The following is a 23,423-nucleotide window of genomic DNA, read 5'->3' as shown; positions in this document are numbered from 1 at the left end:
TGTCTATCAATCTTCGCGGGAGATTTCAATCTTACCGACTGAACCATCCTTGCTGTCTGCTTTCACTTCAAACTCGATTCCGAACTCCGGAACTTTACGACCAGCGTCAGGAAGTGCTTTGTTCAAATAATTATTATCATCCTCGAACTCATCATAGCTCTTCGTATGGTTATCTTTCAGCGTCAAGCCATTCGTTGTGCGATAGTCGAGGAACATCTTCTCAGACTTATCTTTGCTGAAGGCAGCGTCGTGGATCTGATAGCGAGTGGAAGCAACTGACTTATCGCTCCAGTACAGCGCCTTCTGATCAGCGTCCACTACACCTAGGAAGCCCTCGCCAGGATGTGTTCCGGTCCAGTTATTATCATAAGAATTATCGACGTACCAGACTAGCATTCCTGTGTTGTAACTCATCAGGCTATCACCGCGGCGGATATGGTCAAGGCCGACATCGACGCCATTATGTGTGCGCCATTCCAGCAGATAATAATGCTCGGAAAGGGATACTCCTTTATCTTTAGCGAAACCAGTAAGCTCAAAAGCACTGTCGTTTTCGGCATCATCTGAAAGGACAGAGCTGCCGTCGGCTGTGACTTGAATGTCATCCACATAGAATCCAGCGTTATTCACAGCCACATCCGTCCAATAGTTCAAGGAAAGCTCGATTTCCTGACCGGCATAAGCACTCAAATCGAAGGTAGCATCGACCCAGCCATCAGAGGTTCCGGTGATACCATCACCTGGATTTTGTTCATTTGGATTCTCCGTTGTCGTGATGGAACCAGGAATGGTTTCTCCATTCACTTTGACAGATGCATAATCCCAGTCTTGCTCGATATCATACCAAGTTTTGAATGTCAGCTCAGCTGCAGAAGCGTTTGTCAGGTCGACAGTTGCAGTCATGCTGTTATCGACCTCATTGCCTTTACCGCTGAAGTAGGCATAAGTGCCGCTTGCAGGCTTTGTGACTTCAGTTTCTTTATCTGGCAAATTCACTCGAATCACATCGTTATTCGTACCCTTTGTGACGGCTTCATCCAATAAGAGCTCGATGCCGTCGTCATCCAGATCCTCTGCTTCGATCGTCGTACCGCTCAGCCAGTTACCGCCGTGAGCATTTTGCAAATACTCCTTGGCATAGGCACTGAACCCGCTTGGCTCGGTTCCCGGAACATCTCCAGCCCAGCTGCCGCTAGCCATGATCGACCAATAAGCCACAGCTTCTCCTTGGCCGGTATAGTTTGTATCGTATTCATCCGGCAATCCTAGGTCATGTCCGTATTCATGCGCGAATACGCCCATAGCGCCGTCTTCCGGTTCCATTGTATAGTCATAAGCAGCAAGCTGTCCGTCGAAACGGTCACTCGCTGAGTTACCACCAGGTACTGCCACAAGTCCGCCAAGATTCCAGCGGTGAGACCAAATGGCATCAGCACCGAGGCTTCCGCCGCCAGCTTCCTCACCGACACCTGCATGGATGACCATCAAGTGATCGATGATGCCATCTGGCTCATGGTAGACGCCGTCGCCATCATAGTCATCGCGATCCCATTGATCATATTCACTCAAATCGACATTGGGATCTTGTCCAGCTTTCGTCAATGCTTCATACACCAATTCCCTTGCAGCTGTATCACTGCCATCCGGAGCAGGATCGTTGGCGCCATAATAAGCAGCAGGATGATCGGCTGTATACCATCCGGCAATTTCTCCGTCAACGGTATAACTGCCGCCGGATTGATTTTCATAATACTGTTTCATGGAAGTGAAATTCTGACCGTCCGGACCAGCATAACCTTTCTCACCGAAAATCATGTTCTGGAAATGATCATGTGTGTAATCTTCATACCACATATCCGTTTCTTCCGGTGTGATGGAGCTGTTTTGGTAATCAGGGAAGTCGATGGCAAGTACGAGCACTTTGTCTTCGCGCACTTCACCGTCATACGCTTCTTCCTTCACGTTATCGACTTTCTTGTCTTTTTTCTTATCTTTGCCTTTTCCCTTGCCTTTATCTTTGTCTTTCTTGGATGCACTAGCTGCGTTATCAGCGTTACCGTTTTGTTTGTCGGTGTCGCTTACGACATTTTCATCGATTGCAGCTTCTTCAAGTTCCTCGGGTAAAGGTTGCTTGGCTGCTTCTGCGCTCTTTTCTTCTCTATCTTTGAGATAGGCATTCAATGCTTCCTGCGCTTCAGCTTCCGTAGCATCCTTGCTGATCTTGCCTTCTTCTTTTAGCAATTCAATTAATTTATCTTGATTGGCAATGGCACTGTCAAAAGGACCGCCATTTTGAGGAGCCTTAGGCGTGTACGTTACAGCAGGTGTTTCCCCAGCAGCTGCTTCGGCTTGGGCTTCCTGCGCTGGCGCGAATGATAATGTAAAAGTGCTGAATCCGATAACAGCTGCCATTGCAGAAGCCATCCATTTGTTCTTCTTCAAGCAAGTCACTCTCCCTGTAATAATAGTTTAAATAGTCGGAAAACAGAAGGCGTATGTAGGTAAAGTTTTCCTTAAAGGGTAGTATAGCTACTAGACTGCTAGATTTACAATGGTACTTTTGAAGGAAGAGAAATTCTGTAGGCCTTGATTTGATGCGGTTTATGGGAGATATATTCACATAATCCGACATGAATGGAAGAAGAGTTGGGAAACTAAGGTGTGGAAAATTATATAAACGAATAGAAACTTGTAAAAGAGAAGGGGAAGTTGGGAAAGTAAGGCAGACTGGAAAATATGACAAACCGAAGAAAAATGAGTGAAAGTACCTAGCTATGATTTTGGATTTTTGAAAGTTCATTGACACTTATATACATTAATTGTAAATAAGTGTATATTTAATTGGCGAAGGAGGAGCATTATGTGGATGAAACTTGGTGTCATCATGTGCATTATCGCATTTCTTCAGTTGTTTACCTTACAAGTAATAGCGCAATTTGTTTTTATTCCAGAACTACTTTATTTATATCCACTTATTGGAGCTCTTTTCGGTGCATTTTGTTTTGCGATGCTGTATTTACTGAAGGAAAAAGGAAGCTGACCTTGCTTCCTTTTTTATTTATGTATACAGAATTTCTTCTTCATAAACAGAGGTTACGGAATCTTCTTTCATATGCAGTTCAAATGTGCCTTCTTGAAAGAATAAAGGAAAAACAGTTCGAACTACATCCTGCATCGGCAGCTCGACAGTCTCGGATTTATGAAACCACGATGGATTTCCTTCCCTGGAAGCTGTCAGCAGGGTGCCGGAGAAGGAATGCGTAACATAATAAAATATGAAGTAGCGAATATTCCGTGTCACATCTGCGTAATGCTGCACGCCTTTATACTTCAAATCCCAAACATCCAGTCCTGTTTCTTCTTTTACTTCACGAATGGCACTGGCTGTGAGGCTTTCCGGAAAGTCAACCTTTCCTCCTGGCGGGATGAACCCGCTGAAGTCATCGTGCTGTCTGTCCAGCAAAAGCACATGATCCCCATCATGCACCATCACCATATTATAAACCTTATGCTCGATCATATCAGTAGCCTGTCTCAACGGAAGCATTCACAATATACATCATATCGTTCTTATCCTGTTTCTCCTCCAAATAGATCGCACTGGTTGTCAGCATCCCGCCATCTACCACTTCCACTGTTACGGTTCCGTATGGAATACGTGCTTTTACCTGCTCGATATCTAGCTTGTCCTTATCAGCAGGGACAGCCAAGCGGACATTCACTTTCATATTATGCAAATCGTTTTCTGGCAGGACACTTGCAATACCGGGCATGGAATTGGTATGAATGGCATTGACCACTGCACGCACGGCTGCTTTCGTAACATCCTGACCGTGGACGTCGACGCCGAAGCCAGTTTGGATGAACATGATTTTTTCCATATGATCACTCCTGATTTTTTCTGATTATATCCACTGTATCATATAAGGATTAAAGAATTCTATCAGCTAGTTGTAAGATTTGGTAAACTGATTGAAAGAAAGGGGATATGTTCGTGAGTTATGTAGAAAACCTTCGAAAGTACGTCGGTCATCAGCCTGTTATCTTAGTGGGGTCGTTGTGTCTCTTGCTGGACGAAAAGCAGCATGTCCTTTTGCAAAAACGGGTTCATCCGCCTGAAACATGGGGCTTGCCGGGCGGCCTGATGGAATTGGGCGAATCAGCAGAACAGACCGCTGCCAGGGAAGTCCTTGAAGAAACAGGACTGACCGTGGAGGGACTGCAGCTGGTGGATGTCTATTCCGGTGAGGATAATTTCGCCATAGCTGCCAATGGGGATGAATTTTATAATGTGACAATTTTATACCAGACAAGTCATTATCACGGCAACATGATATTTGATGAAGCTGAAACCACGGAGCTTGCCTTCTTCCCTCTTGATGGAATGCCGGAGAAGATGGTCGGCAGCCACCGGCGGATGGTAGAGGCCTTTAGAGAGAAGAGATAGCTGTCTTGCTATTCTTTCTCTCTAGATCCAAGCTCGCAATTATTGATCTTTAACAGGAAATTGTTGCAGTATCTTTTGTAATCCTTCTGCAAATCTCTCTATATAAGCCAGATCGGTTTCAAACTCGAATTCCAGCTGGCTGCCATTGCCAACAGGGTATTGGACAAAACCACTCACTTCGACTTTCTTGATTCTATTAAATGAAAACCCAAGACTGAAGAAAGGTTCGGTAGGCTCAAACATAACCTTCCTCTTTTTCAGTGATAGAAACTGATTTAATTCATCCAAATAGCATTCCAGATATCTTCCTTCGAGCATAATATCGTCAATTTCGGCCTGGAATGAAGGAAGGGTGACATAAAGATAATTTTTATGCCAATCCGCATCATATTCATTTTCGGCATCTGGATAAGCATATTGATACGAACAAATTTTGAAGCAGGATCGTTCATCCTGGGATTTTAGCTCTGAATATGGATATTTATCAAAGTATCGAACTTCTTGAGAAACCATTTTTCAAGCCCCTTTCATTCCTCATCACACAATCCTGATGTTTGAGACGATTATAAATGGAACCTCAAATTTTCTGCGTGACACTTCTTGCCGTAGACTCACGCTCTCTCAGGGAAAAGGAAAGGTCAGTTGCTGTATACGGTGCCTTTGTCAGCTCTGCATACACGCGACGGAATGCCTCAGCTCCCATCTGTTTTAGCGGGTTGCGGACATGCGTCAGTTCCATGAGGCCAGCTATATCGCTTTGATCGGATTCAAAGCCGACCAACCCAAGCTCCTCGGGGATGCTGATTCCATGCGCACGTGCTTCGGCTGCCATGCCGGCTGCCACGTAATCGCTGGCATGTATGACAGCATCAGGCATTCCCTTGCCACTTAGAAGCTTCCGCAGGGCCGTCCGCCCATCATCCACTACGAATGTTTCATCCAAGATCCATTCTGGATGGACGGGCAGGTTATGTGTTTGCAATATATCTTCAAATGCTTTTTTCCGCTCCAGGCTGTTGCGGCTTTCCGCTCTTCCGATTGTACAGGCAATGCGGCGATAGCCTTTTTCGATCAGATGCTCCAGCCCGAGTTGGAATCCTTCATAATGATTCATATAAATCGATTGGATTTTTGGATGCTGCAATGGCTCGCATGTCAGGATTGGTCCGTATTTTGTATAAGATGCAACCTTTTCCCAGCCCAATCCGCAACGCAGTATGATCAGGGCATCAAGGCGCTTTTGGCGCAGCATCTCCAACGCCTGCAGCTCTTGGTCCGGCTTTTCATTCGTTTGATAAAGTAAGGTTTGGTAATGGCAGGAAGAGCCTGCTTCGGCGATACCTTGGACGATTTGCATGAAATAATGGCTGATGCTCGGGGAAACGACGCCGATAGTATTGGTCCGACCTTTTTTCAGATGCACGGCGTTGCTGTTTTGAATATAGTCGAGCTTGTCGATGACTGCTTGGACTTTTCGCCGGGTATCTTCGTGCACATGGGGGTGGTGATTGAGGACACGTGAAACAGTGCTGCGGGAAACGCCAGCCATCTGTGCGATCTGTTTGATATTACTCATGTACATCACCTCTTTGGAAATCGCTTTCTTACCTTTATTTTAGCGGAAAATCAGCGTTTTGTAAGCTTTGGACAATTTGTTTACAAATTCCTTACGAATTTCTGCTTGACCTGGGATGCATTCCAGCATTTAAGCTATGGTTGTAGATCCAAAACGTAACCATATAGGAGGCTTTAATCATGGGAAAATTGAAGATCGTTACAATCGGCGGCGGCTCCAGCTACACTCCGGAAATCGTGGAAGGGTTCATCAAACGCTATGATGAATTGCCGATCACAGAGCTTTGGCTTGTGGATGTAGAAGCAGGAAAAGAAAAGCTTGAGATTGTAGGAAATATGGCAAAACGTATGGTGGAAAAAGCAGGCTTGCCGATCGATGTCCATTTGACACTGGATCGCCGGGAAGCATTGAAAGATGCAGACTTTGTTACCACACAATTCCGTGTCGGGCTATTGGATGCACGAGCAAAAGACGAAAGAATCCCTTTGAAATATAATGTAATCGGACAGGAAACGAATGGACCAGGCGGATTGTTCAAAGGTTTGCGCACCATTCCAGTCATCCTGGATATATGTAAGGACATGGAAGAGCTCTGCCCGAATGCATGGCTCGTTAACTTCACAAACCCAGCTGGCATGGTGACAGAAGCTGTGCTTCGCTACTCCAATATCAAAAATGTCGTCGGCCTATGCAATGTGCCGATCATGATGAAAATGCAAGTGGCTGAGCTGCTTGAAGCTGACGGAGACCGTGTGCACATCGACTTTGCAGGCTTGAATCATATGGTATTCGGCTTGAACGTATATCTGGATGGAGTAAATGTGACGGAAACCGTTCTCGACAAAATGACAAGTGCTGATAAAAAAGAAATGACGATGAGAAATATCAAAGGTCTTGACTGGGAACCGAGCTTCATCAAAGGTTTGAAAGCAATCCCATGTCCATACCACCGTTACTATTACAAAACATCGCAAATGCTTGAAGCGGAGCTTGAGGAAGCAGATAACGAAGGGACACGTGCCGAGGTCGTACAAGGCGTGGAGCGTGATTTGTTCGAGCTTTACAAAGATCCGAATCTTGCTGAAAAGCCTGAGCAGCTGTCCAAGCGCGGCGGTGCATACTACAGTGATGCAGCCTGCAGCCTGATCAACTCCATCTACAATGACAAACGTGATATTCAGACAGTGAACACAATCAATAATGGTGCCATCCAGAGCATCCCGAATGATTCCGCCATCGAAATCAACTGTGTCATCACAAAAGATGGTCCAAAACCAATCGGTATCGGTGACCTGCCGGTTCCAGTACGCGGACTTGTGCAGCAAATCAAATCATTCGAGCGTGTCGGTGCAGAAGCAGCTGTAACAGGTGACTACAATACAGCATTGCTTGCGATGACAATCAACCCGCTTGTACCTTCCGATGAGATTGCGAAGCATTTAGTGGATGATTTACTGGAAGCACATAAAGAGCATTTGCCACAGTTCTTTAAAAAGGTAGAAGCATAATCAATGACCCGTGCCATGAAGGTGCGGGTCATTTTTTCCTCTTAATGTGATTCTTGCTTCTCTTTTTTCTCCGAATAGATAGCACCTATCTGACTTATTATGACTGCCGGATAAAACCAATCCATACTTCCATCCATCACCTGCTTATAAATCAGCTTCAAAGTAAAATAAACGCAGCCATCCTTTGATAGCCCATCATCTCAATTGCAATCTGTATCCTATATATCGTTTAAATACCAAATACTAGGTAAACGTTCAGGTGCCAAACGAAAAATATATCTGTTTTCCTCCCCATCCAAAAATTACTGCTACTATAACTGCCTCAAATCGGGTAATCTAAGGTAAGAACATTTGTTCCCTCTGGAGGTGGAGAAAATGGATTACAGCGGATTTCAGCAGCATGAAGTGCTTTGTGTGGATATGCGCAGTTTTTATGCGAGTGTGGAATGCGTCAAGCGCGGCTTGGATCCGATGACCACGATGCTTGCAGTAGTCGGGGATACAAAACGGCCAGGCAGTATTGTGCTCGCTGCAAGTCCTATGTTGAAGAAAAAGCATGGCGTCAGCAATGTGAGCCGGTATTTCGAGCTGCCGGAGGATCCGGATATCGTGATTGCAGAAGCACATATGAAAGATTATTTGGAAGTGTCGGTAGCGATTACGGAGCTTGTGCATGAGTATGTCCCGATGGAAGCGATTCATGTGTATTCAGTTGATGAATTTTGGGTGACGCTTGATGGCACAGAACAGCTGCATGGAACTGCGGAAGAGACAGCAGTCAAGCTGCAGCAGGATATTTTGGAGCAATTCGGCGTCACAGCGGCGATTGGGATCGGAGACAATAAGTTCCTTGCCAAGGTTGTGATGGATATCCATGCGAAGAAGCAGTCCTCTGGAATTGCTGTTTGCCGTTATCAGGATGTCCCGCGTTTATTATGGCCTGTTCCGATACAGGATATCTGGGGGATTGGACGACGCATGCAGCGGAACTTGAACCGGATGGGCATCGTCACGCTTGGCCATCTGGCGCATACATCCATCGATCATCTCAAAAAACGATATGGGGTGATGGGAGAGCAATTGTATTGGCATGCATGGGGAATCGATGAGAGCGAGGTGCTCGGTGATTTCGTCAAGCAGGAACAAAAAAGCTACGGACACGGCATTACCTTGCTGCGCAATTACCGGGGCGAAGAGATCCCGACGATCATCCTGGAGCTGTGTGAGGAAGCTTGCAGACGGGCAAGGCGGGATAGGAAAGAAGGCAATACAGTCCATCTTGCTGTCGGCTATGCGAGTCAGCATGGCGGCGGCTTCAGCCGCTCCCGTTCATTCACCAGCCCATCCAATTTGACGACAGATATGTATAAGCTATGCTTGGAGTTATTTCATGAGCATTACCAAAAAGGCCACGAAGTCAGACGTGTGTCTGTCTCCCTGACCAATTTATATGAAGAAGAAGCAACGCAGCTCAGCTTGTTTGAGGATAAAAGCAAGCAAAAGGATCTGAGCCGGGCGATGGATCAGATTCGCGCGCGCTTCGGAACAACAGCCATACTGCGTGCCAGCAGCTACACCGCTGCTGGTATGACGATCGAACGCAGTACGAAAATTGGAGGTCACCAAGCCTGAACTTATGCTGCTGCCGTCTGACGGAACAGGCGGCGCAGCTTCGGTACATACATGATTAGGAAAACGGATCGCCCCAGACTGAACAGCAGGAACGAAAGCCACAATCCATGATTGCCGAGCGGCTGCAGCGTATAAAGAGCTGCTAAATAAAGCAAAACAGCTAGAATCATGGAATTACGGACAAAGCGCACCTCCGTGACGCCAGTGAACACACCATAATAAACAAGCCCCAGACTGGCCAGGATCGGAAAGACAACAAGCCAGTTGGCATAAGCAGCAGTCAGCTCGATGATATGCTGCTGGTTGGAGAACATAGGATAAATCCATTTCTGTCCGAGCAGGAAGATGAGTGCAAGTGCCACCCCGATACCAAGTCCCCATCGCAAAGACAGCCGCAGTGACTGCGAGAAAAGTTTCTCATTGCGTTCGCCAAGAGCCCGGCCAGCGAGGATGCTGGAAGCATTAGCGAAACCGTCAAAGAAATAAGCCATCATATAATGAATTTGAATCAAGATGGCATTTGCTGCAAGCACATCTTCCCCGAATGCAGCGCCTTTTGCCGTAAACAAGTTAAAGACAATGAGCAGGCATATTGTCCGGATGAACAAATCACGGTTGACCTTCATCATGCGCCATAGCGGTTTAGGGTCGAGTGCGCGCTGAATGACTTGCAAAAACGGATGCTGCCAAATGTTTCCGGCATATTTTCGCAATAGCACAATGCCGAACACACAGGAGAAGACTTCGGCAATAAGCGTCGAAGCTCCGACACCTGCCACTCCCCAATCCCAAACATGAACCGACAGGATACAAAGAATGATATTCAGCACATTCGTACTGATTTGCAGGATCAGCGTTGCTTTGATATAAGACATGCCGATCAGCCAGCCGAGTATGACGTAATTGGCAAGCGCAAATGGCGCACCCCAAATCCGGATGGAAAAATAAGTCGAAGCACTGCCGTTAACGGCGTCACTTGCCCCAAGAAAGGTAAGGGAATAGTGCAAAATCGGCTGCTGGATGAGCACAAATAACAGACCGACGACAAAAGCGACAAGAAAAGGCCGCAATAATGCCATGACATGTTCATCAGTATCCAGACTCGTGGATGCTTGAGCGGCAAATCCGGAGGTGCTGACCCGCAGGAACCCGAACAGCCAGTACATTGTATTGAATATGATCGTTCCGATTGCAACCCCGCCGATATACGAGGCATCGGAAAGCTGGCCGACAACCGCTGTATCGACAACGCCGAGCAATGGTGTCGTGATGGTCGATAATGTCAACGGAAGGGCTAATGCTAAATATTTTTTATGCTGCATACACTCACCTTAAATAGTAGTAATTACGAACAATATACCGTACCTATGCAGAGAAGTAAACGCTATTTGCTTCCAAACATGAACGTCATTCTATTCACGCGCATATTAAGGATCAGCCCAAGGGATGCGAGTGTAATGACGAGGGCACTGCCTCCATAACTGATAAGCGGCAAACCAAGTCCTGTGACAGGCATAAGTCCGATACTCATCCCGACATTCTGGAAGATTTGGAATGTCAGGAAACCTGCAATCCCCGCTCCGATCAAGGTACCGAAAGAATCGTGATAACGCTGGGAAATCATGACGATTTTGTAGATGAGCATAAAGTAAAGCATCAAGACGATGCTTGCCCCGACAAAGCCGAAGACGCCGCCAATGACTGCAAAAACCAAGTCTGAATAAGCATATGGTACATGCGGCAAGTGATCATAGCCGCTCACATTACCAGAACCTATCGCCATGATGGACTGGTTCAGCTGATAACCGGAAATTGCATATTTCTCTGGCTGCAGCCAACCGTAAAAACGGCTTGCCTGATAGCTTGGCAGCGTGCCAAGAATATGGTCCAGGAAGAAATCGGTCGCGATGAAGTACGTGATCGCCAACGAAAGGACGACAGTTAAAGGAACGGAGAAAATGAGCAAAATCGTCTTGATCCGAACATGCGAGACAAGCAGCATGGCGCCATAAATAGCAAAATAGACCATCGCATTCCCAAAGTCAGGGAATTGCATGACAACAGCGACAGGGATCAAGGTGATGAGTGTCATTTTTCCAACAAGCAGCATTTCACCTTTCAAGGAAGAAGAATCATCTGTCCCTTTACTGATCACTTGGGCCAAATAAAGAATCAGCCCTATTTTCATCGATTCCGCAGGCTGAAAGGAAAAACCGCCGATAGAGTACCAGCCGTATGCATTGTTGATTTCTTTTGATATATTTGCAGGCGCAACCAGGATGCCGACCAACAATACCAGGAAAAATAGATAGACAAAAAGTGACAATCGCTTCAAAATATCCAGATCAATGAAATAAGAGACTGCAAAACAGCCGCCTAATCCGATTACATACCAAACAATCTGCTGAAAAACGAAGAATTCCCCTTGCAGCAGCTGTACTTGATATAAACTTATTAAGCTGACCAAGCCAAGCAGTACGATAAGGGAAAAATAGATATAATCAACTTTCTCTATATATGTCCGAAGCTTTTGCATAAACATCACCATTCCAGATAGAAGCGAATTACCGTTCTATCGTAACAGATATTTCCAATCAAAAAAGCCGCATTTTGGAAAAATACGGCTTTTTTATCAGTGATGTTGATGACCGCCACTATCATTATGCTTTTTCTGTTCTTGTTCTTCTTTAATCTTCTGTATCTCTTCCTCAGTCAATTCCCCGACTCTGATTTGTTTCGTTGGCATCAGGTGGAGGTTATCAACTTTCACATCTGCTTTTATGAAGTAAACGCCATCTGATGGGAAGTTATATTCCAGATGATATGATCCGTCTGCATCAAGGGAGGCTGGAAATTCTTCAGCATCTGCTTTGTTTTCATCTTTCCAGACGAGGAAGTCAACGGTTGCTTCCTCTTCCAGCGCTTTTCCATCCTTCGATAGTTTCACATCGATCTGGGGTGCTGTGTCTGCTTCGATGGCCTCAGGAGCTTCGATAAGCACATTCACTTCTTCTCGTTTGGCATAATGTTCAGCCGCTTCGGGATCCGCCGAACATGCGGCCAGGAGGAAGAACGTCAATAACAACGGTGAAGATTTAATGAACCGCATTTGTTTTCCTCCTTTCTTACGCATTGAAGAACCTCTTCAGTGCAGGCACTTTCGGGATGACGAATCGATCAAACAGCCAGACCGCGATAAGCGAGATACCGACAAGCGGGAAGATGATGCCAAGAATGATCATCAACACGATCACACCCTTCATGACTTTGTCAGGTGGTGCTTTCGGTGAACCTAGTTTTCCTTCTGGTTTCCGGGAAAGCCATAGCAGGAAGCCGCTAAGCGCGATACCGACAATCCCTATGCAAACAATCACACCGATGATCTGGTTCCAAATCCCGAATTCCGTTCCTTTATGGATGGTGATTCCCCAAGCGATGACCTTCCCAATTGTATGGTAGTTGTCATAACGGTAATCCGCCAAAACAGCACCTGTGTACTGATCGATATGCATCGTCACTTCATCGCGGGCATGGGGCGGGAAAGCAGATAGAGTGAATACGCCATCCTGTGTTTGCGGAATCATGATATTGTATCCCGGCTTTACGCCTTCTTCTTCTGCAATCGATACAACATCGTCAACGGATAGCTGTGTATATTGCTGGTTAGTCGAAATAGGTACCGGCAAGTTTTCAGCTGACCATGGTACATCCGCGATTTCCTTTGTTTTCACATCGGATGCAGGGGCATCTCCCACCCATACGGAAGGAGGATAGCCGACGCCAGCGTTCGTAGTCAGTTTCTGGAAGTTATCTCCCCACAGACCCGACCAAGGCAAACCGGTCAAAATAAGAAACAGCAAACCTAAAGAGATCCAAAATGCCGGAACTACGTGCAAATCGCGTGCGCGAAGCTTTTTCCCTTTGTTAAGGCGAGGGACTAGGACACCGCGAATCTTGGATTTCCCTTTCATCTTCGGCCAGCCCAGATAGATACCCGTGATGAGCAAGATCAACGCCCAGCAGGCTGCCCACTCAACGATCCGGTCCCCGACAGTTCCCATCAGCAGCTCACCATGGATCTTTTCAAACACATTGACGAGTTTGTAAGAGTCTTCTAATTTACCGAGTATGACATTTTCATAAGGGTCCACGTAAACGGTATAAGCTTTTCCGTCTTCTGAAATACCTACTTCTGCTGAACGATCAGGACTGTCACTTGGACGATACGATGTCACTGCTGCATTCGGGTTCACAGCTTCCACGGTATTGATTTGCTCGGATGGAGTTGTGACGGTGGTTTGCGGAGTGACTTCATAATAGTCTTTATAAAGGGCTGCTTCGATTTGAGGTTTGAATAGATAAACGCCGCCAGTGATAGCCAATATGATCAGGAATGGCATGATGATGAGACCTGCATAAAAATGCCAGCGCCAGACAGACTGATATAGCGACCGTCGTTTTTGCTTCTTCTTCGACAGCGACGACTCTTGCTGTGCCTCCATATAAACAACTCCTTTTCTTCTATAGTAAATGTAATAATGGACAAAGTAGTACAAGCCTAAGCTTAGGACAATTTCCCCTCCCTTACAAGTAGGAAAATGGAGGATATTATGACCATTCCTTGAACGTGATGGATAATAATTTATAAAGCGTTTACATCATGCAGCTCATGGGGCTGGAACGCTGATGGGACGGGCTTTGATGTTGTGACATTCCTTGACATGATGTCCTATAGTGATAGCATAGATAACTGTTAACAAGGACGAAAAATTTTCTCAGAAGGAGCGATTAGGTATCTTAACAAACAAACGGATTTTGTACGTTGGAGCAGGATCGATGGCAGAAGGAATGATTTCCGGGATGAGAGGTTCGGATAGCATTCAAACAGAGCAGATATATGTGACGAATCGAACAAACTCGGAGCGTCTCCATGAGCTGCAGAAGCGTTATAGCATCCACGGAGTTCCACGTGATGAGGTGGATTGGAACAGTATGGATATCATCATACTCGCAATGAAACCAAAGGATATCATAGCTTCATTGATCGATCTGCAAGATAAGGTTCAGGAAGGGCAGCTGGTGATATCGGTGGCTGCGGGTATCCAAAATGAACAGATCGAGCATTATCTGCCAGACAGCCAACCCGTTGTTCGTATCATGCCTAATACATCCAGTACCATCGGCGAGTCTGCCACTGCCATTGCAACAGGGACACATATTTCCAAAGACCAGTTTGCATTGATAAAAGAACTGGTGCAGACATTCGGGGAAGCATTTGTCATCGAAGAAGCCCAGATGGATATTTTCACCGGTATGGCCGGCAGTGGACCTGCATACTTTTATAAGCTGATGGAGCACTTTGAAGAGACGGGTGTTGCTGCAGGATTCGATCGGGAAACAGCAAGGGAAATCGGAACGCAAACGATGCTTGGAGCAGCCAGGATGCTGGTGGGTACGAAAGAAGAACCAAGTGCGCTGCGGAAGAAAGTTACTTCCCCGAATGGAACTACTGCAGCCGGCCTGGAAGCATTGCAAGAAGCAGGAGCAGGAGAAGCTATGACCAAAGCTATTCTTTCAGCAGCAGCACGGTCGAATGAAATCAGTGAAGAGCTGAAAAAGCAGCAGCTGACGCGCTGATAGATAAAAATCAAAACAATGGAGGATGTTATCATTTCTATACAAGCAACAAAACCGAAACGTATTGTCGTCAAGATCGGAAGCAGTTCATTGACCAGTTTGCATGGAGAAATCAGCCGTAAGAAGCTGGAGAAACTAGTGGAGCAGCTCGTGAAACTGAAAGACAATGGCTATGAGGTGCTGCTTGTTTCGTCCGGAGCAGTAGCGGCGGGTTATCGCAAGCTCGGTTTTCTGGAAAGGCCGACATCACTGCCGGAAAAACAAGCAGCTGCCTCGATCGGGCAAGGGTTGCTGATGGAAGCTTACTCGGAATTGTTTTTATCACATGGTTACGTAGCATCACAAATTTTGATAACGCGTGGGGACTTCTTGGAGGAAACCCGCTATAATAACGTTAGAAATACATTGAATGTGTTAGTGGATCGCGGAATCATCCCGATCATAAATGAAAATGATACAGTGACAGTCGATCGGCTGCGTTTTGGGGATAATGATACATTATCGGCTAAGGTTGCTGGTTTGGTCGGTGCTGATTTCCTAGTGGTTTTATCTGATATCGACGGGCTGTATACCGATAATCCAGCTAAAAATCCGGAAGCAAAACGTATCGAACTGGTAGAAGCCATCACGCCGGAAATCGAGGCAGCTGCTGGTGATGCGGGAAGTACAGTCGGAACCGGCGGTATGAAGTCGAAGCTTGAGGCATTCAAGATTGCGATGGCATCGGGAATCAAAGGATTCCTCGGAGATGCTACCGAAGAAGATATCATCTATCAATCTGTATTGGGCCAAGCTGACGGTACCTATTTCGAGGCAGCCCAAGATGCGGATCACTTGAACCGGAAAAAACAATGGATTGCCTTCAATTCTGGTCCTGAGGGTGAAATCATCATCAAAAAGACCGAGCAATTACCGGCTTCCATCGTGTTCACCGACGTTCTTTCGATAAAAGGCAATTTCAAAAAAGGGAACGTTGTCCGGATACAGGATGAAACGGGAGCTCGTATCGGTCTTGGCATCGTGAATCAAGCAGCATCTGAGCTTTGGCAGGATTTAAGCAGCCCGGTAAGAAATAAGCAAGAGACGATAGTCGATCAAGAAGCATTTGTTTGTGAACTGGAACATACCGTGCCGATTCGATAATAGGAGGGATAACACCGCATGGATCATATAAAAGAAGCAGTTACAGTAGAGGAGCAGGCAATTGCGGCTAAAGCAGCAGCCAAGAAGCTTGCACTGCTGACAACAGCAGATAAAAACGAAGCACTGCTTGCAGTGGCGAAGCAATTGGAACAGGAATACGAAGCAATTCTTACAGCAAATGATATGGATATGAAAGCTGGCGAAGAAAAAGGGTATGATGCAGCATTCCTTGACCGGCTGCAATTGACGCGTGAACGTATCAACGACTTTGCAAATGGTTTGAAGGAAGTCATCGAACTTGAAGATCCGACTGATCAAGTCGTAAGCGAATGGACATTGGATAATGGCTTGCATGTGAGCCGTATCACGGTGCCACTCGGCGTCATCGGCATGATTTATGAAGCACGTCCAAACGTGACTGCCGATGCAACGGGTCTTGCACTCAAGTCAGGTAATGCGATTGTTCTGAAAGGGGGATCTTCCGCCATCCATACGAATACGGCAATCGTAAATGTCATCCAGGAAGCACTGCAGCAGACGAAAGTGCCTGCAGATGCAGTTCAGCTTATCCAGTCGACAGATCGAAAAGAGACAGCGAAGCTTTTCACGATGAAAGAGCATATCGATGTCCTCATCCCGCGCGGCGGGGCTTCGCTGATTCAAGCTGTTGTTGATTCTGCGACAGTTCCAGTACTCGAAACAGGCGTAGGCAACTGTCATATGTATGTGGACGAAAGTGCCGATGCTGACATGGCAATCCGCACATTCCTCAATGCCAAGACAGATCGTCCGGCAGTTTGCAATGCTTTGGAGACATTGATCGTTCACCAGGCATGGCTGGAGCGGAATAAAGATGCTCTTGTGAAAGCTCTCCAGGAAAATGGCATTCAGGCGCATGGTGATGAAACAGCTGTTCAGGTGCTGCCTGGCTGTACACCTGCTGCAGAAGCCGATTGGGCGAATGAATACCTTGGTCTGGATGTTGCGGTGCGCGTCGTCGATTCCGTGGAGGAAGCAATCGACCATATCGATCGGTATGGAACAAAGCATTCAGAAGCCATCATCTCTGAAGATGAAGACAACGTGAGCAAATTCATGAAAGCAGTCGATGCAGCAGCGCTTTACCATAATGCATCAACTCGTTTCACAGATGGCCATGCGCTCGGTTTCGGAGCGGAAATCGGTATTTCAACGCAAAAACTGCATGCGCGCGGACCAATGGGACTGCCTGCATTGACCACTTATAAATATGTCATGAAAGGCAATGGCCAAACACGATAAGAAAGGCTCATCCAAATGGATGAGTTTTTTTATCGTCCAGAATATATTGACAATTCCGAATTGGTTATCTATAATCAATCGCTATATGAGAGGAGAGAAGTAGATGAAAGAATTCTTCAGCAAGCTGCTGAATGGCATGAGCATCGGCATCGTTGTTGCGTTGATTCCGAATGCACTGTTAGGTGAACTGCTCAAGCTTGTAATTCCCTACGCACCTATTTTACAAGCATTGTACGATACAACTGTCTTTGTCATGAGCTTGCTGCCAGTGTTGATCGGAGTCATGGTAGGTGTCTCATTCAAGCTGACACCCATACAGACAGCAAGTGTCGGTATCGCTGCCATGGTCGGCAGCGGGGCTGTCCAGAAAACAGCAGATGGCCTTTTTGCTTTACAAGGTATCGGTATTGTCGTCAATACGGGTATAACAGCTGCATTGGCAGTTTTATTCGTGAAGTTCATTGGGGACAAATTGAAGGCATACAGCATCCTGCTGCTGCCGACTTTAAGCATCATGATCCCTGGAATGATAGGTTTGATTCTATTACCTTACATAAAAGGCGGAACAGGACTCATCGGGCAAGCAATCGCAGCAATGACTTCATGGCAGCCAATTGTAATGGGAGCATTTCTTGCAGTCATTTTCTGTTTTATCATACTGTCTCCTATTTCCACAGTCGGTGTGGCAACTGTCATATCATTGGCAGGTATTGGGTCCGGCGCAGCCAATCTAGGCATCGTGGCAGCGGGTATCGGCTTGGCAATTGCCAGTTATAAAGCCAATTCACTAGGTACTGCATTGGCACATGTCCTCGGTTCTCCAAAGATTCAAATGCGGAACTTCTTCATGAAGCCCCGTATCGCACTGCCGATGTTCATCACTGCAGCAGTGCTCGGGGCCTTGGCTGGATTATTGGAAATCCAAGGAACTCCGTATAGTGCAGGGTTTGGTCTATCCGGTTTTGTCGGACCGCTGAATTATATGCATCTTGCCGACGGAGGTTGGACAGCTGCGAATATCATCATCATGGCAGCGGTATTCTTTATCCTGCCTTTCATCTTGAATGTGATCTTGCTTTATCTGTTCACCAAGAGATGGAATTGGATCAAGTCCGCAGATTATAAATTACATTTTGATTGAGTATGGCCGTAGGATTCCCTGCAGCGCGATAACCGTATTTACACCGGCAGAATCGGCAGTCTAAATTGTTGTTTCCATTATTGGAGTGCCTGATTCTTATCCAATTGGCAAAAGCAAAAAAAGGAGGATCAATGATGAGGGAAGAATGGATACTGGAAGGAAAAGAGCCGGATGTACAATATCATGTCCAAATATATGTCCCGGACCAAGCCCCGCCATCAGAAGGCTTTCCAGTCATTTACGTATTGGATGGAAACGCATATTTTGGATATGGTGCTGATACGATACGAAACCAATCTTTTAATGGCTTAAAGACAGGAATTGAACCTGCAATCATTGTAGGGATCGCGTTAAAGGCAGAAGATGCAATCATCAGGGAGCGGCGTTTTTATGATTTCACGCCACCTGCTGCAGCTTACAAATATCCTGATAGATTTAAAAATACGACGATTGATAAGCATGGTGGAGCTGATATTTTCCTGGACTGGATCGTGGAGGAACTGCAGCCTAAAATATTGGAAAATTACGCCGTCGATCTGAAAAAGCAATGCTTGTACGGACATTCCCTGGGCGGTTTGTTCACTTTATACAGCATGTTCAGACGTCCCGAAGCTTTTCAATGTTATTTGGCAATCAGTCCTTCTATCTGGTGGAATGAGAAACATATTTATTCGTTTGTGCACGATACCAAAGATGTTAGATTGTTCATCGGTGTAGGAAAAGAAGAAGGTATCATGGTCGAAGATGCCACAGCATTTTATCATCGTTTGCCAATCGTCCTGGAAGAAAGCACTGCCTATCATATTGCTGATGACGAAAACCATGCATCTGTCGTGCCGACAACGATGAGCCGCGCATTCCGTTATTTCTTCCAGTGATCCGGTTTTTTTGTTTCCTGCTCGATATCTGCTAAAATGATAGGAAGCGATCAAAACGGAGGGATGTCCACATGCAAGCCTTTATCCGGAACGACCAATATAACAACATTAAAGAACAGGTGCAGCAGCTCGTGAATAGTTCTGCTGTAGTCAAAGATATAGACGTGATTTACGGACTTCGCTCACTGGCAGAAGATAAAATCATGAAACGATTCGAGGAGCTTTCCAGGGATGAAGCAGAAATGCTCGGAAGGATCAGGGATGTACAGGATGAGATTGATGCAGAGCTTTTCCTGGCGCAGCTGCGTCCTTCCATCAAGCCATTCCCGATTCTTACGGAACAGCAGCTCAAAAAGCTGTTTCCGAAAGTGAAGCAACTGCATCTGCCGAAGCTTGAAGAAGTGGATTGGGAGAAGACATCTTACCTTGGTTGGAATGACAATGGCCAGCAGGCAAAGTATATGGTTGCCCCTCATGAGAAAGAGATGATAGCGATTCGTGGCACCATCACGCCTTCCTCCCAGCCAGGGATTTGTGCTATTTGCAATAAGCTGGAAAGTGTAGGACTATTCATGGCAGACTCGATCAGCCGCGGCCAAGGAACATATGTGAAACGCGGGAATTATGTATGCAGGGATAGTGCTAAGTGCAATAGGAACCTGACAGATATCAACCGTTTCTACAGTTTCATATCCCACTTGTACGCCTCTTGAAGAAAAAGAAGGAGCGCAAATGCCTTTGAGGCTAGCGCTCCTTTTTTCTAGTTTGCAGGCAGATCAAATGTCAGATCTGCTGCCAGAAGATCTTCTTCTTGTTTATCAGTAATGCTGGATATACGAAGGGAAAAGTCATCTTCTTCTTTGTAATCTTCTTGGTCCATCAGAAAGACAACATACTTGGTGGAAGTCTTGCCGGGTTCGATTTCACCCGAGTCAGCTTCGAGCACGTTATGGTTCAGGATCCGGTAAGCGGGAGTTTCAAGGAAGGCACCTATGTCTGTCAATGGTACAGCACTCTCCCCATCATTCTTCACTTCGATCATCGCTGTCGCGGCGACGATTTTATCCGGGTCTGCAAAACCGGTGAAAGACTCCTCATAAGAATCTGCCGGTTTCAGCTTTGTATATTGAATCCCTTTGAGGGTCACTTCTAAGTTGTCCTCCGTCTCGGACTGATCAAGATTTTGCTGGGACAGCATTTCTTTTTCAGCCACCGCATTTTTCGTCAGGCGGTCCGGGAAAAATGGATTGTCTGCTGGCACATCGTCCGTCAAATCGTCAGACAATGCATCTGCTACTTCGTTTCCTTCTGTCGTTGCTGCTTCTGCTGCAGGAGTTTTCGAATCTTCTGCTACTTTTTCATCATTATTGCAAGCAGATAAAGTCAGTGCGACTGCAAACAGCAAAATGGCGACTGGGATACGGAACAGTTTCATATAGTTTTTTCATCCTCTCGTTAACAGAGTCGTCTTTGGAAAATAAGCAAATAAAGACATAAATATCATACCGTAACCCTATAGGGAATGAAATGAAAAGTGTCTAAATTCCTAGAAGAAAGTCTAGGAAGGGCTGGAAAAAATGGAGACAGGAGGTATCATTCTTTATATATAGCTGGTAATATGTAGGAGAGTGAAGCGGATTTCAGCTAGGAGAGAATAGATGCAGTTGACGTAAGTTTTTATTGCATAAATTCCAGCGTGCGATATATATTTAGAAAGTATGAATCAGGATTGGAAGCGAGTATATTAAGTGAGGGGACCGCGGAGTATGGGACAAAAAAGAGATCTGAAGGAATTGTCCACGCATCTAGATGAAGAAGAACGGATTTTTCTCTACGTATCATGTAAGCTCGGTGAGAGGACCGGCATCCTTGGTGTTACGCAGAACCGGATTCTATTTACGCACAAACCGCTGATCAAACCGGCTTTTTTGGATACGACCAGCTATGACAGCATCGACTACATCCTATATACAGAGGGAACGGGAGAAGGCGAGTTATCCATCCATCTGAATGATGGAGATATAAAATACATAACAAGCCATCGACTGATTCATTTGAAGGGTGTAAGTGATATCGTCAGAATGTTCGTCAACACACATCAGCGCGATCTCTTATACCGGAATACGTTCAACCGCAAGCAATTGCTGGAATAGATACACGCAACGAGCAGAAGCAGTAGGATGAAAAAACCGTCTCAGAGAGCAGCCGGCTGGTGCAAGGCAGTCAGGGTGACATCCGAACTCATCTGGGAGTGCCCGGGAGGAAATGCCTGGTCGGCTGGCAGCCGTTATCAGCCATCCTGAGGGTGAGCCTAAGTCTCACGGAATAAGAGTGGTACCACAATGTCCATTGTCTCTTTAGGGAGATGATGGTTTTTTATTTGGAGCGCATCAATGACACGATGACTCATAAATAATCAGTCACCTGCACACACTGTAGACGAGATCAAACAGTGGAGGGAAACTGATGAAGAAAGCTATGGTCGTCTTAGTGCTCTTGCTGGCTTTTTCTTGCTGTATAGAGCCAGCTCAAGCACAGCCGACGAAAAACGTGATTGTGGAATCTGAATACTATGATGGTGTGGAGGAACTGAAGTATCCGCAAGTGAAGCATGCGGGCACGCCAAAAATCACTCGAATGATCAATCAGGATTTCAGAGCCTATATCGAGAAAGCTGCTGCTGCACGCAAGGAGAATATCGAAGCTGGCAAGAAGTATCATTTTGACCCTGATTTTCAAACGGAATTTGATGTTAAATACAATAATGACCGTAAGCTCAGCATCTTAATGAGCAGTTATATCTTTACCGGTGGAGCACATGGGTCCACTTCCGTCGAATCATTCAATTACGATTTGAAGGCCAGAGAGCGCGTGTTTCTGACGGATATTCTGAAAACGCCGAGTCAGCTGCAAAAAGTCCAGCATTACGTGTTCACCTATGCAAAAGCAAGACCGGAAATATTTTATCCTGATTTGAAGAAAGAAGATATTCATCTGAATAAGGAGACAGCCTTTTTCTTTACGGAAGATGGAATTGCGCTTGTCTTTCAACAGTATGATATTGCACCATATGTCTCGGGTAATCAGGTTATCAACATACCGCGAAAAATCTATAGCTAAGAAAGAAGCCATGGAAGTATGCTGCATCCATGGCTTTTTCGGGTATAGCTATAGTAATACAAGAGAGAATGGGGAGAAACCGATGTTAAAATGGGCAATCTTAGGGCCAGGTTCCATCGCACATCACTTTGCTGCTGCGTTGAAGGACGAGGGAGAGACGTTGTTGGCAGTTGGAGCGCGGAATAAATCGAAAGGGCAGGCTTTCGCTGAAGATTTTGATATACCTCGGGTGTATGAAGGTTTTCAAGGTGTGCTGGAAGATCCAGAAGTAGATGTTGTGTACATAGCCACGCCGCACGCCTTTCATTACGACACAATCATGGAAGCACTGAATCACGGAAAACACGTGCTTGCTGAGAAAGCGATTACAGTCAATGGGAAGCAGCTTGAAGATATCACTGCGTTAGCCGCTGAAAAGCAATTGATCGTGGCAGAAGCAATGACTATTTATCATATGCCAATTTATAAAGAACTTCATCAGCTGATCGATGCTGGAAAAATCGGTGAAATCCAGACATTGAGCGTTAACTTCAACAGCATCAAAGAAAATGATCCCAGCAATCGCTTCTTCAATCCGGATCTAGCGGGTGGGGCGCTACTTGATATCGGGGTTTATGCGCTATCGTTTGTCCGTTTATTTATCAAAGACGAGCCGGCTGAAGTCATCAGTACGGTTACAAAACACGAAACGGGCGTTGATCAGCAAGCAGGAATCATCCTGAAGACCAAACAAGGTCAGCTTGCTACAATCACATTATCCTTTATGGTGGAGTCCCCGGAACGCGCCACAGTCATGGGTACGAAAGGCTTCATCGATGTAGAGAAGTTTTCCCGTGCCGAGAAAGCCAGTGTTTGTTACCTGGAACAAGGCAAAACCGAAACGATCGAAGCGGGAGAGACAGAGAAGGCATTGCAATATGAGGTCAGGGCAATGAAGGAACTGATCGAAAACGATGTTCCACATGTAACATTGCCATATACGAAGGATGTTATGAACATCATGGACAAGCTTCGGAAACAGTGGGAAATAAGCTTTAGTTTTGAATGATAAAATGCTCCG

Annotated in this window: 23 protein-coding genes and 1 other annotated feature; of the genes, 13 read left to right on the top strand and 10 right to left on the bottom strand. The window is 45.9% G+C overall.

Features of this window, described 5'->3' with window-relative positions; translation table 11 throughout:
- Window positions 1-6: 6 nt before the first annotated feature.
- A complete protein-coding gene (locus SFC66_RS05255) occupies window positions 7-2,424 on the bottom strand; it encodes an immune inhibitor A domain-containing protein (protein WP_411217762.1) in 2,418 nt (805 codons plus the stop codon).
- 436 nt (window positions 2,425-2,860) lie between these two features.
- Here SFC66_RS05255 and SFC66_RS05250 point away from each other — a divergent pair, with 436 nt between their 5' ends.
- Entirely contained in the window at window positions 2,861-3,040 is a 180-nt protein-coding gene (locus SFC66_RS05250; protein WP_411217637.1) for a hypothetical protein, read from the top strand.
- Between the two features lie 18 nt (window positions 3,041-3,058).
- Here the strand turns inward: SFC66_RS05250 and SFC66_RS05245 are convergent, their stop codons facing one another.
- A complete protein-coding gene (locus SFC66_RS05245; protein ID WP_411217636.1) occupies window positions 3,059-3,520 on the bottom strand; it encodes an 8-oxo-dGTP diphosphatase in 462 nt (153 codons plus the stop codon).
- A 1-nt stretch (window position 3,521) separates the two neighbouring features.
- Window positions 3,522-3,881 (bottom strand): Lin0512 family protein, encoded by a 360-nt coding sequence (locus SFC66_RS05240; protein ID WP_411217635.1) that lies wholly within the window; start codon window positions 3,879-3,881, stop codon window positions 3,522-3,524.
- A 113-nt stretch (window positions 3,882-3,994) separates the two neighbouring features.
- On the opposite strand from SFC66_RS05240, the gene SFC66_RS05235 reads away from it, so the two are divergent.
- Entirely contained in the window at window positions 3,995-4,447 is a 453-nt protein-coding gene (locus tag SFC66_RS05235; RefSeq protein ID WP_411217634.1) for an NUDIX hydrolase, read from the top strand.
- Between the two features lie 39 nt (window positions 4,448-4,486).
- Here the strand turns inward: SFC66_RS05235 and SFC66_RS05230 are convergent, their stop codons facing one another.
- Window positions 4,487-4,960, bottom strand: a complete 474-nt coding sequence (locus SFC66_RS05230) for a WapI family immunity protein (protein ID WP_411217633.1) — start codon at window positions 4,958-4,960, stop codon at window positions 4,487-4,489.
- Window positions 4,961-5,024: 64 nt separating this feature from the next.
- Window positions 5,025-6,023, bottom strand: a complete 999-nt coding sequence (locus SFC66_RS05225; protein WP_411217632.1) for a LacI family DNA-binding transcriptional regulator — start codon at window positions 6,021-6,023, stop codon at window positions 5,025-5,027.
- Window positions 6,024-6,202: 179 nt separating this feature from the next.
- Here SFC66_RS05225 and SFC66_RS05220 point away from each other — a divergent pair, with 179 nt between their 5' ends.
- Window positions 6,203-7,531 carry a 6-phospho-beta-glucosidase gene (locus SFC66_RS05220; protein WP_411217631.1) on the top strand — a complete coding sequence of 443 codons (1,329 nt, stop codon included), beginning with the start codon at window positions 6,203-6,205 and terminating at the stop codon, window positions 7,529-7,531.
- A gap of 375 nt (window positions 7,532-7,906) precedes the next feature.
- Window positions 7,907-9,163 carry a DNA polymerase IV gene (locus tag SFC66_RS05215; protein WP_411217630.1) on the top strand — a complete coding sequence of 419 codons (1,257 nt, stop codon included), beginning with the start codon at window positions 7,907-7,909 and terminating at the stop codon, window positions 9,161-9,163.
- Window positions 9,164-9,165: 2 nt separating this feature from the next.
- Here SFC66_RS05215 and SFC66_RS05210 read toward each other — a convergent pair whose 3' ends face one another.
- The 4 genes from SFC66_RS05210 to SFC66_RS05195 form a co-directional block, all read right to left on the bottom strand.
- Window positions 9,166-10,485: an MATE family efflux transporter gene (locus tag SFC66_RS05210; protein WP_411217629.1), complete on the bottom strand. Its 1,320-nt coding sequence runs from the start codon at window positions 10,483-10,485 to the stop codon at window positions 9,166-9,168.
- 62 nt (window positions 10,486-10,547) lie between these two features.
- Window positions 10,548-11,699 (bottom strand): FtsW/RodA/SpoVE family cell cycle protein, encoded by a 1,152-nt coding sequence (locus SFC66_RS05205; RefSeq protein WP_411217628.1) that lies wholly within the window; start codon window positions 11,697-11,699, stop codon window positions 10,548-10,550.
- A gap of 96 nt (window positions 11,700-11,795) precedes the next feature.
- Entirely contained in the window at window positions 11,796-12,272 is a 477-nt protein-coding gene (locus SFC66_RS05200; RefSeq protein ID WP_411217627.1) for a FixH family protein, read from the bottom strand.
- A 16-nt stretch (window positions 12,273-12,288) separates the two neighbouring features.
- A complete protein-coding gene (locus SFC66_RS05195) occupies window positions 12,289-13,665 on the bottom strand; it encodes a PepSY-associated TM helix domain-containing protein (RefSeq protein WP_411217626.1) in 1,377 nt (458 codons plus the stop codon).
- A gap of 292 nt (window positions 13,666-13,957) precedes the next feature.
- Between SFC66_RS05195 and proC the strand changes: the two genes are divergently transcribed.
- The 6 genes from proC to SFC66_RS05165 all read left to right on the top strand — a co-directional run bounded on the left by proC (window position 13,958) and on the right by SFC66_RS05165 (window position 19,956).
- The gene (gene proC / locus SFC66_RS05190) at window positions 13,958-14,800 is read left to right on the top strand and encodes a pyrroline-5-carboxylate reductase (protein WP_411217761.1); all 843 of its coding nucleotides are present in this window, start codon (window positions 13,958-13,960) and stop codon (window positions 14,798-14,800) included.
- A gap of 18 nt (window positions 14,801-14,818) precedes the next feature.
- The gene (gene proB, locus SFC66_RS05185; RefSeq protein WP_411217625.1) at window positions 14,819-15,943 is read left to right on the top strand and encodes a glutamate 5-kinase; all 1,125 of its coding nucleotides are present in this window, start codon (window positions 14,819-14,821) and stop codon (window positions 15,941-15,943) included.
- Window positions 15,944-15,961: 18 nt separating this feature from the next.
- On the top strand, window positions 15,962-17,224 hold the full coding sequence (locus SFC66_RS05180) for a glutamate-5-semialdehyde dehydrogenase (RefSeq protein ID WP_411217624.1): 1,263 nt from the start codon (window positions 15,962-15,964) through the stop codon (window positions 17,222-17,224).
- A gap of 103 nt (window positions 17,225-17,327) precedes the next feature.
- A complete protein-coding gene (locus tag SFC66_RS05175; protein ID WP_411217623.1) occupies window positions 17,328-18,365 on the top strand; it encodes a PTS sugar transporter subunit IIC in 1,038 nt (345 codons plus the stop codon).
- A gap of 134 nt (window positions 18,366-18,499) precedes the next feature.
- Window positions 18,500-19,243 carry an alpha/beta hydrolase gene (locus SFC66_RS05170; protein WP_411217622.1) on the top strand — a complete coding sequence of 248 codons (744 nt, stop codon included), beginning with the start codon at window positions 18,500-18,502 and terminating at the stop codon, window positions 19,241-19,243.
- A 71-nt stretch (window positions 19,244-19,314) separates the two neighbouring features.
- On the top strand, window positions 19,315-19,956 hold the full coding sequence (locus SFC66_RS05165; RefSeq protein WP_411217621.1) for a FusB/FusC family EF-G-binding protein: 642 nt from the start codon (window positions 19,315-19,317) through the stop codon (window positions 19,954-19,956).
- A 47-nt stretch (window positions 19,957-20,003) separates the two neighbouring features.
- On the opposite strand, the gene SFC66_RS05160 is transcribed toward SFC66_RS05165, so the two are convergent.
- A complete protein-coding gene (locus SFC66_RS05160) occupies window positions 20,004-20,678 on the bottom strand; it encodes a hypothetical protein (RefSeq protein WP_411217620.1) in 675 nt (224 codons plus the stop codon).
- 331 nt (window positions 20,679-21,009) lie between these two features.
- On the opposite strand from SFC66_RS05160, the gene SFC66_RS05155 reads away from it, so the two are divergent.
- The 3 genes from SFC66_RS05155 to SFC66_RS05140 all read left to right on the top strand — a co-directional run bounded on the left by SFC66_RS05155 (window position 21,010) and on the right by SFC66_RS05140 (window position 23,411).
- Window positions 21,010-21,396: a PH domain-containing protein gene (locus SFC66_RS05155; RefSeq protein WP_411217619.1), complete on the top strand. Its 387-nt coding sequence runs from the start codon at window positions 21,010-21,012 to the stop codon at window positions 21,394-21,396.
- Window positions 21,397-21,603, top strand: a binding site (T-box leader).
- Between the two features lie 106 nt (window positions 21,604-21,709).
- Window positions 21,710-22,363 carry a DUF3298 and DUF4163 domain-containing protein gene (locus tag SFC66_RS05145; protein ID WP_411217617.1) on the top strand — a complete coding sequence of 218 codons (654 nt, stop codon included), beginning with the start codon at window positions 21,710-21,712 and terminating at the stop codon, window positions 22,361-22,363.
- Window positions 22,364-22,445: 82 nt separating this feature from the next.
- Window positions 22,446-23,411 carry a Gfo/Idh/MocA family protein gene (locus tag SFC66_RS05140; RefSeq protein ID WP_411217616.1) on the top strand — a complete coding sequence of 322 codons (966 nt, stop codon included), beginning with the start codon at window positions 22,446-22,448 and terminating at the stop codon, window positions 23,409-23,411.
- Window positions 23,412-23,423 lie beyond the last annotated feature (12 nt).

The sequence above is a fragment of the Terribacillus saccharophilus genome (assembly GCF_046592895.1).
GTDB lineage: Bacteria > Bacillota > Bacilli > Bacillales > Amphibacillaceae > Terribacillus > Terribacillus saccharophilus_D.
The sequence above is the reverse complement of the archived record's forward strand: the minus strand, read 5'-3'. Positions and strand labels throughout refer to the sequence as shown.

What these genes read in the sequence shown, in the direction of transcription:
- SFC66_RS05255 (WP_411217762.1), bottom strand. Translation starts at nt 2,424, where the DNA reads ATGGCTTCTGCAATGGCAGCTGTTATCGGATTCAGCACTTTTACATTA.
- SFC66_RS05250 (WP_411217637.1), top strand. Translation starts at nt 2,861, where the DNA reads ATGTGGATGAAACTTGGTGTCATCATGTGCATTATCGCATTTCTTCAG.
- SFC66_RS05245 (WP_411217636.1), bottom strand. Translation starts at nt 3,520, where the DNA reads ATGATCGAGCATAAGGTTTATAATATGGTGATGGTGCATGATGGGGAT.
- SFC66_RS05240 (WP_411217635.1), bottom strand. Translation starts at nt 3,881, where the DNA reads ATGGAAAAAATCATGTTCATCCAAACTGGCTTCGGCGTCGACGTCCAC.
- SFC66_RS05230 (WP_411217633.1), bottom strand. Translation starts at nt 4,960, where the DNA reads ATGGTTTCTCAAGAAGTTCGATACTTTGATAAATATCCATATTCAGAG.
- SFC66_RS05225 (WP_411217632.1), bottom strand. Translation starts at nt 6,023, where the DNA reads ATGAGTAATATCAAACAGATCGCACAGATGGCTGGCGTTTCCCGCAGC.
- SFC66_RS05220 (WP_411217631.1), top strand. Translation starts at nt 6,203, where the DNA reads ATGGGAAAATTGAAGATCGTTACAATCGGCGGCGGCTCCAGCTACACT.
- SFC66_RS05215 (WP_411217630.1), top strand. Translation starts at nt 7,907, where the DNA reads ATGGATTACAGCGGATTTCAGCAGCATGAAGTGCTTTGTGTGGATATG.
- SFC66_RS05210 (WP_411217629.1), bottom strand. Translation starts at nt 10,485, where the DNA reads ATGCAGCATAAAAAATATTTAGCATTAGCCCTTCCGTTGACATTATCG.
- SFC66_RS05205 (WP_411217628.1), bottom strand. Translation starts at nt 11,699, where the DNA reads ATGCAAAAGCTTCGGACATATATAGAGAAAGTTGATTATATCTATTTT.
- SFC66_RS05200 (WP_411217627.1), bottom strand. Translation starts at nt 12,272, where the DNA reads ATGCGGTTCATTAAATCTTCACCGTTGTTATTGACGTTCTTCCTCCTG.
- SFC66_RS05195 (WP_411217626.1), bottom strand. Translation starts at nt 13,665, where the DNA reads ATGGAGGCACAGCAAGAGTCGTCGCTGTCGAAGAAGAAGCAAAAACGA.
- proB (WP_411217625.1), top strand. Translation starts at nt 14,819, where the DNA reads ATGGAGGATGTTATCATTTCTATACAAGCAACAAAACCGAAACGTATT.
- SFC66_RS05180 (WP_411217624.1), top strand. Translation starts at nt 15,962, where the DNA reads ATGGATCATATAAAAGAAGCAGTTACAGTAGAGGAGCAGGCAATTGCG.
- SFC66_RS05175 (WP_411217623.1), top strand. Translation starts at nt 17,328, where the DNA reads ATGAAAGAATTCTTCAGCAAGCTGCTGAATGGCATGAGCATCGGCATC.
- SFC66_RS05170 (WP_411217622.1), top strand. Translation starts at nt 18,500, where the DNA reads ATGAGGGAAGAATGGATACTGGAAGGAAAAGAGCCGGATGTACAATAT.
- SFC66_RS05165 (WP_411217621.1), top strand. Translation starts at nt 19,315, where the DNA reads ATGCAAGCCTTTATCCGGAACGACCAATATAACAACATTAAAGAACAG.
- SFC66_RS05160 (WP_411217620.1), bottom strand. Translation starts at nt 20,678, where the DNA reads ATGAAACTGTTCCGTATCCCAGTCGCCATTTTGCTGTTTGCAGTCGCA.
- SFC66_RS05155 (WP_411217619.1), top strand. Translation starts at nt 21,010, where the DNA reads ATGGGACAAAAAAGAGATCTGAAGGAATTGTCCACGCATCTAGATGAA.
- SFC66_RS05145 (WP_411217617.1), top strand. Translation starts at nt 21,710, where the DNA reads ATGAAGAAAGCTATGGTCGTCTTAGTGCTCTTGCTGGCTTTTTCTTGC.
- SFC66_RS05140 (WP_411217616.1), top strand. Translation starts at nt 22,446, where the DNA reads ATGTTAAAATGGGCAATCTTAGGGCCAGGTTCCATCGCACATCACTTT.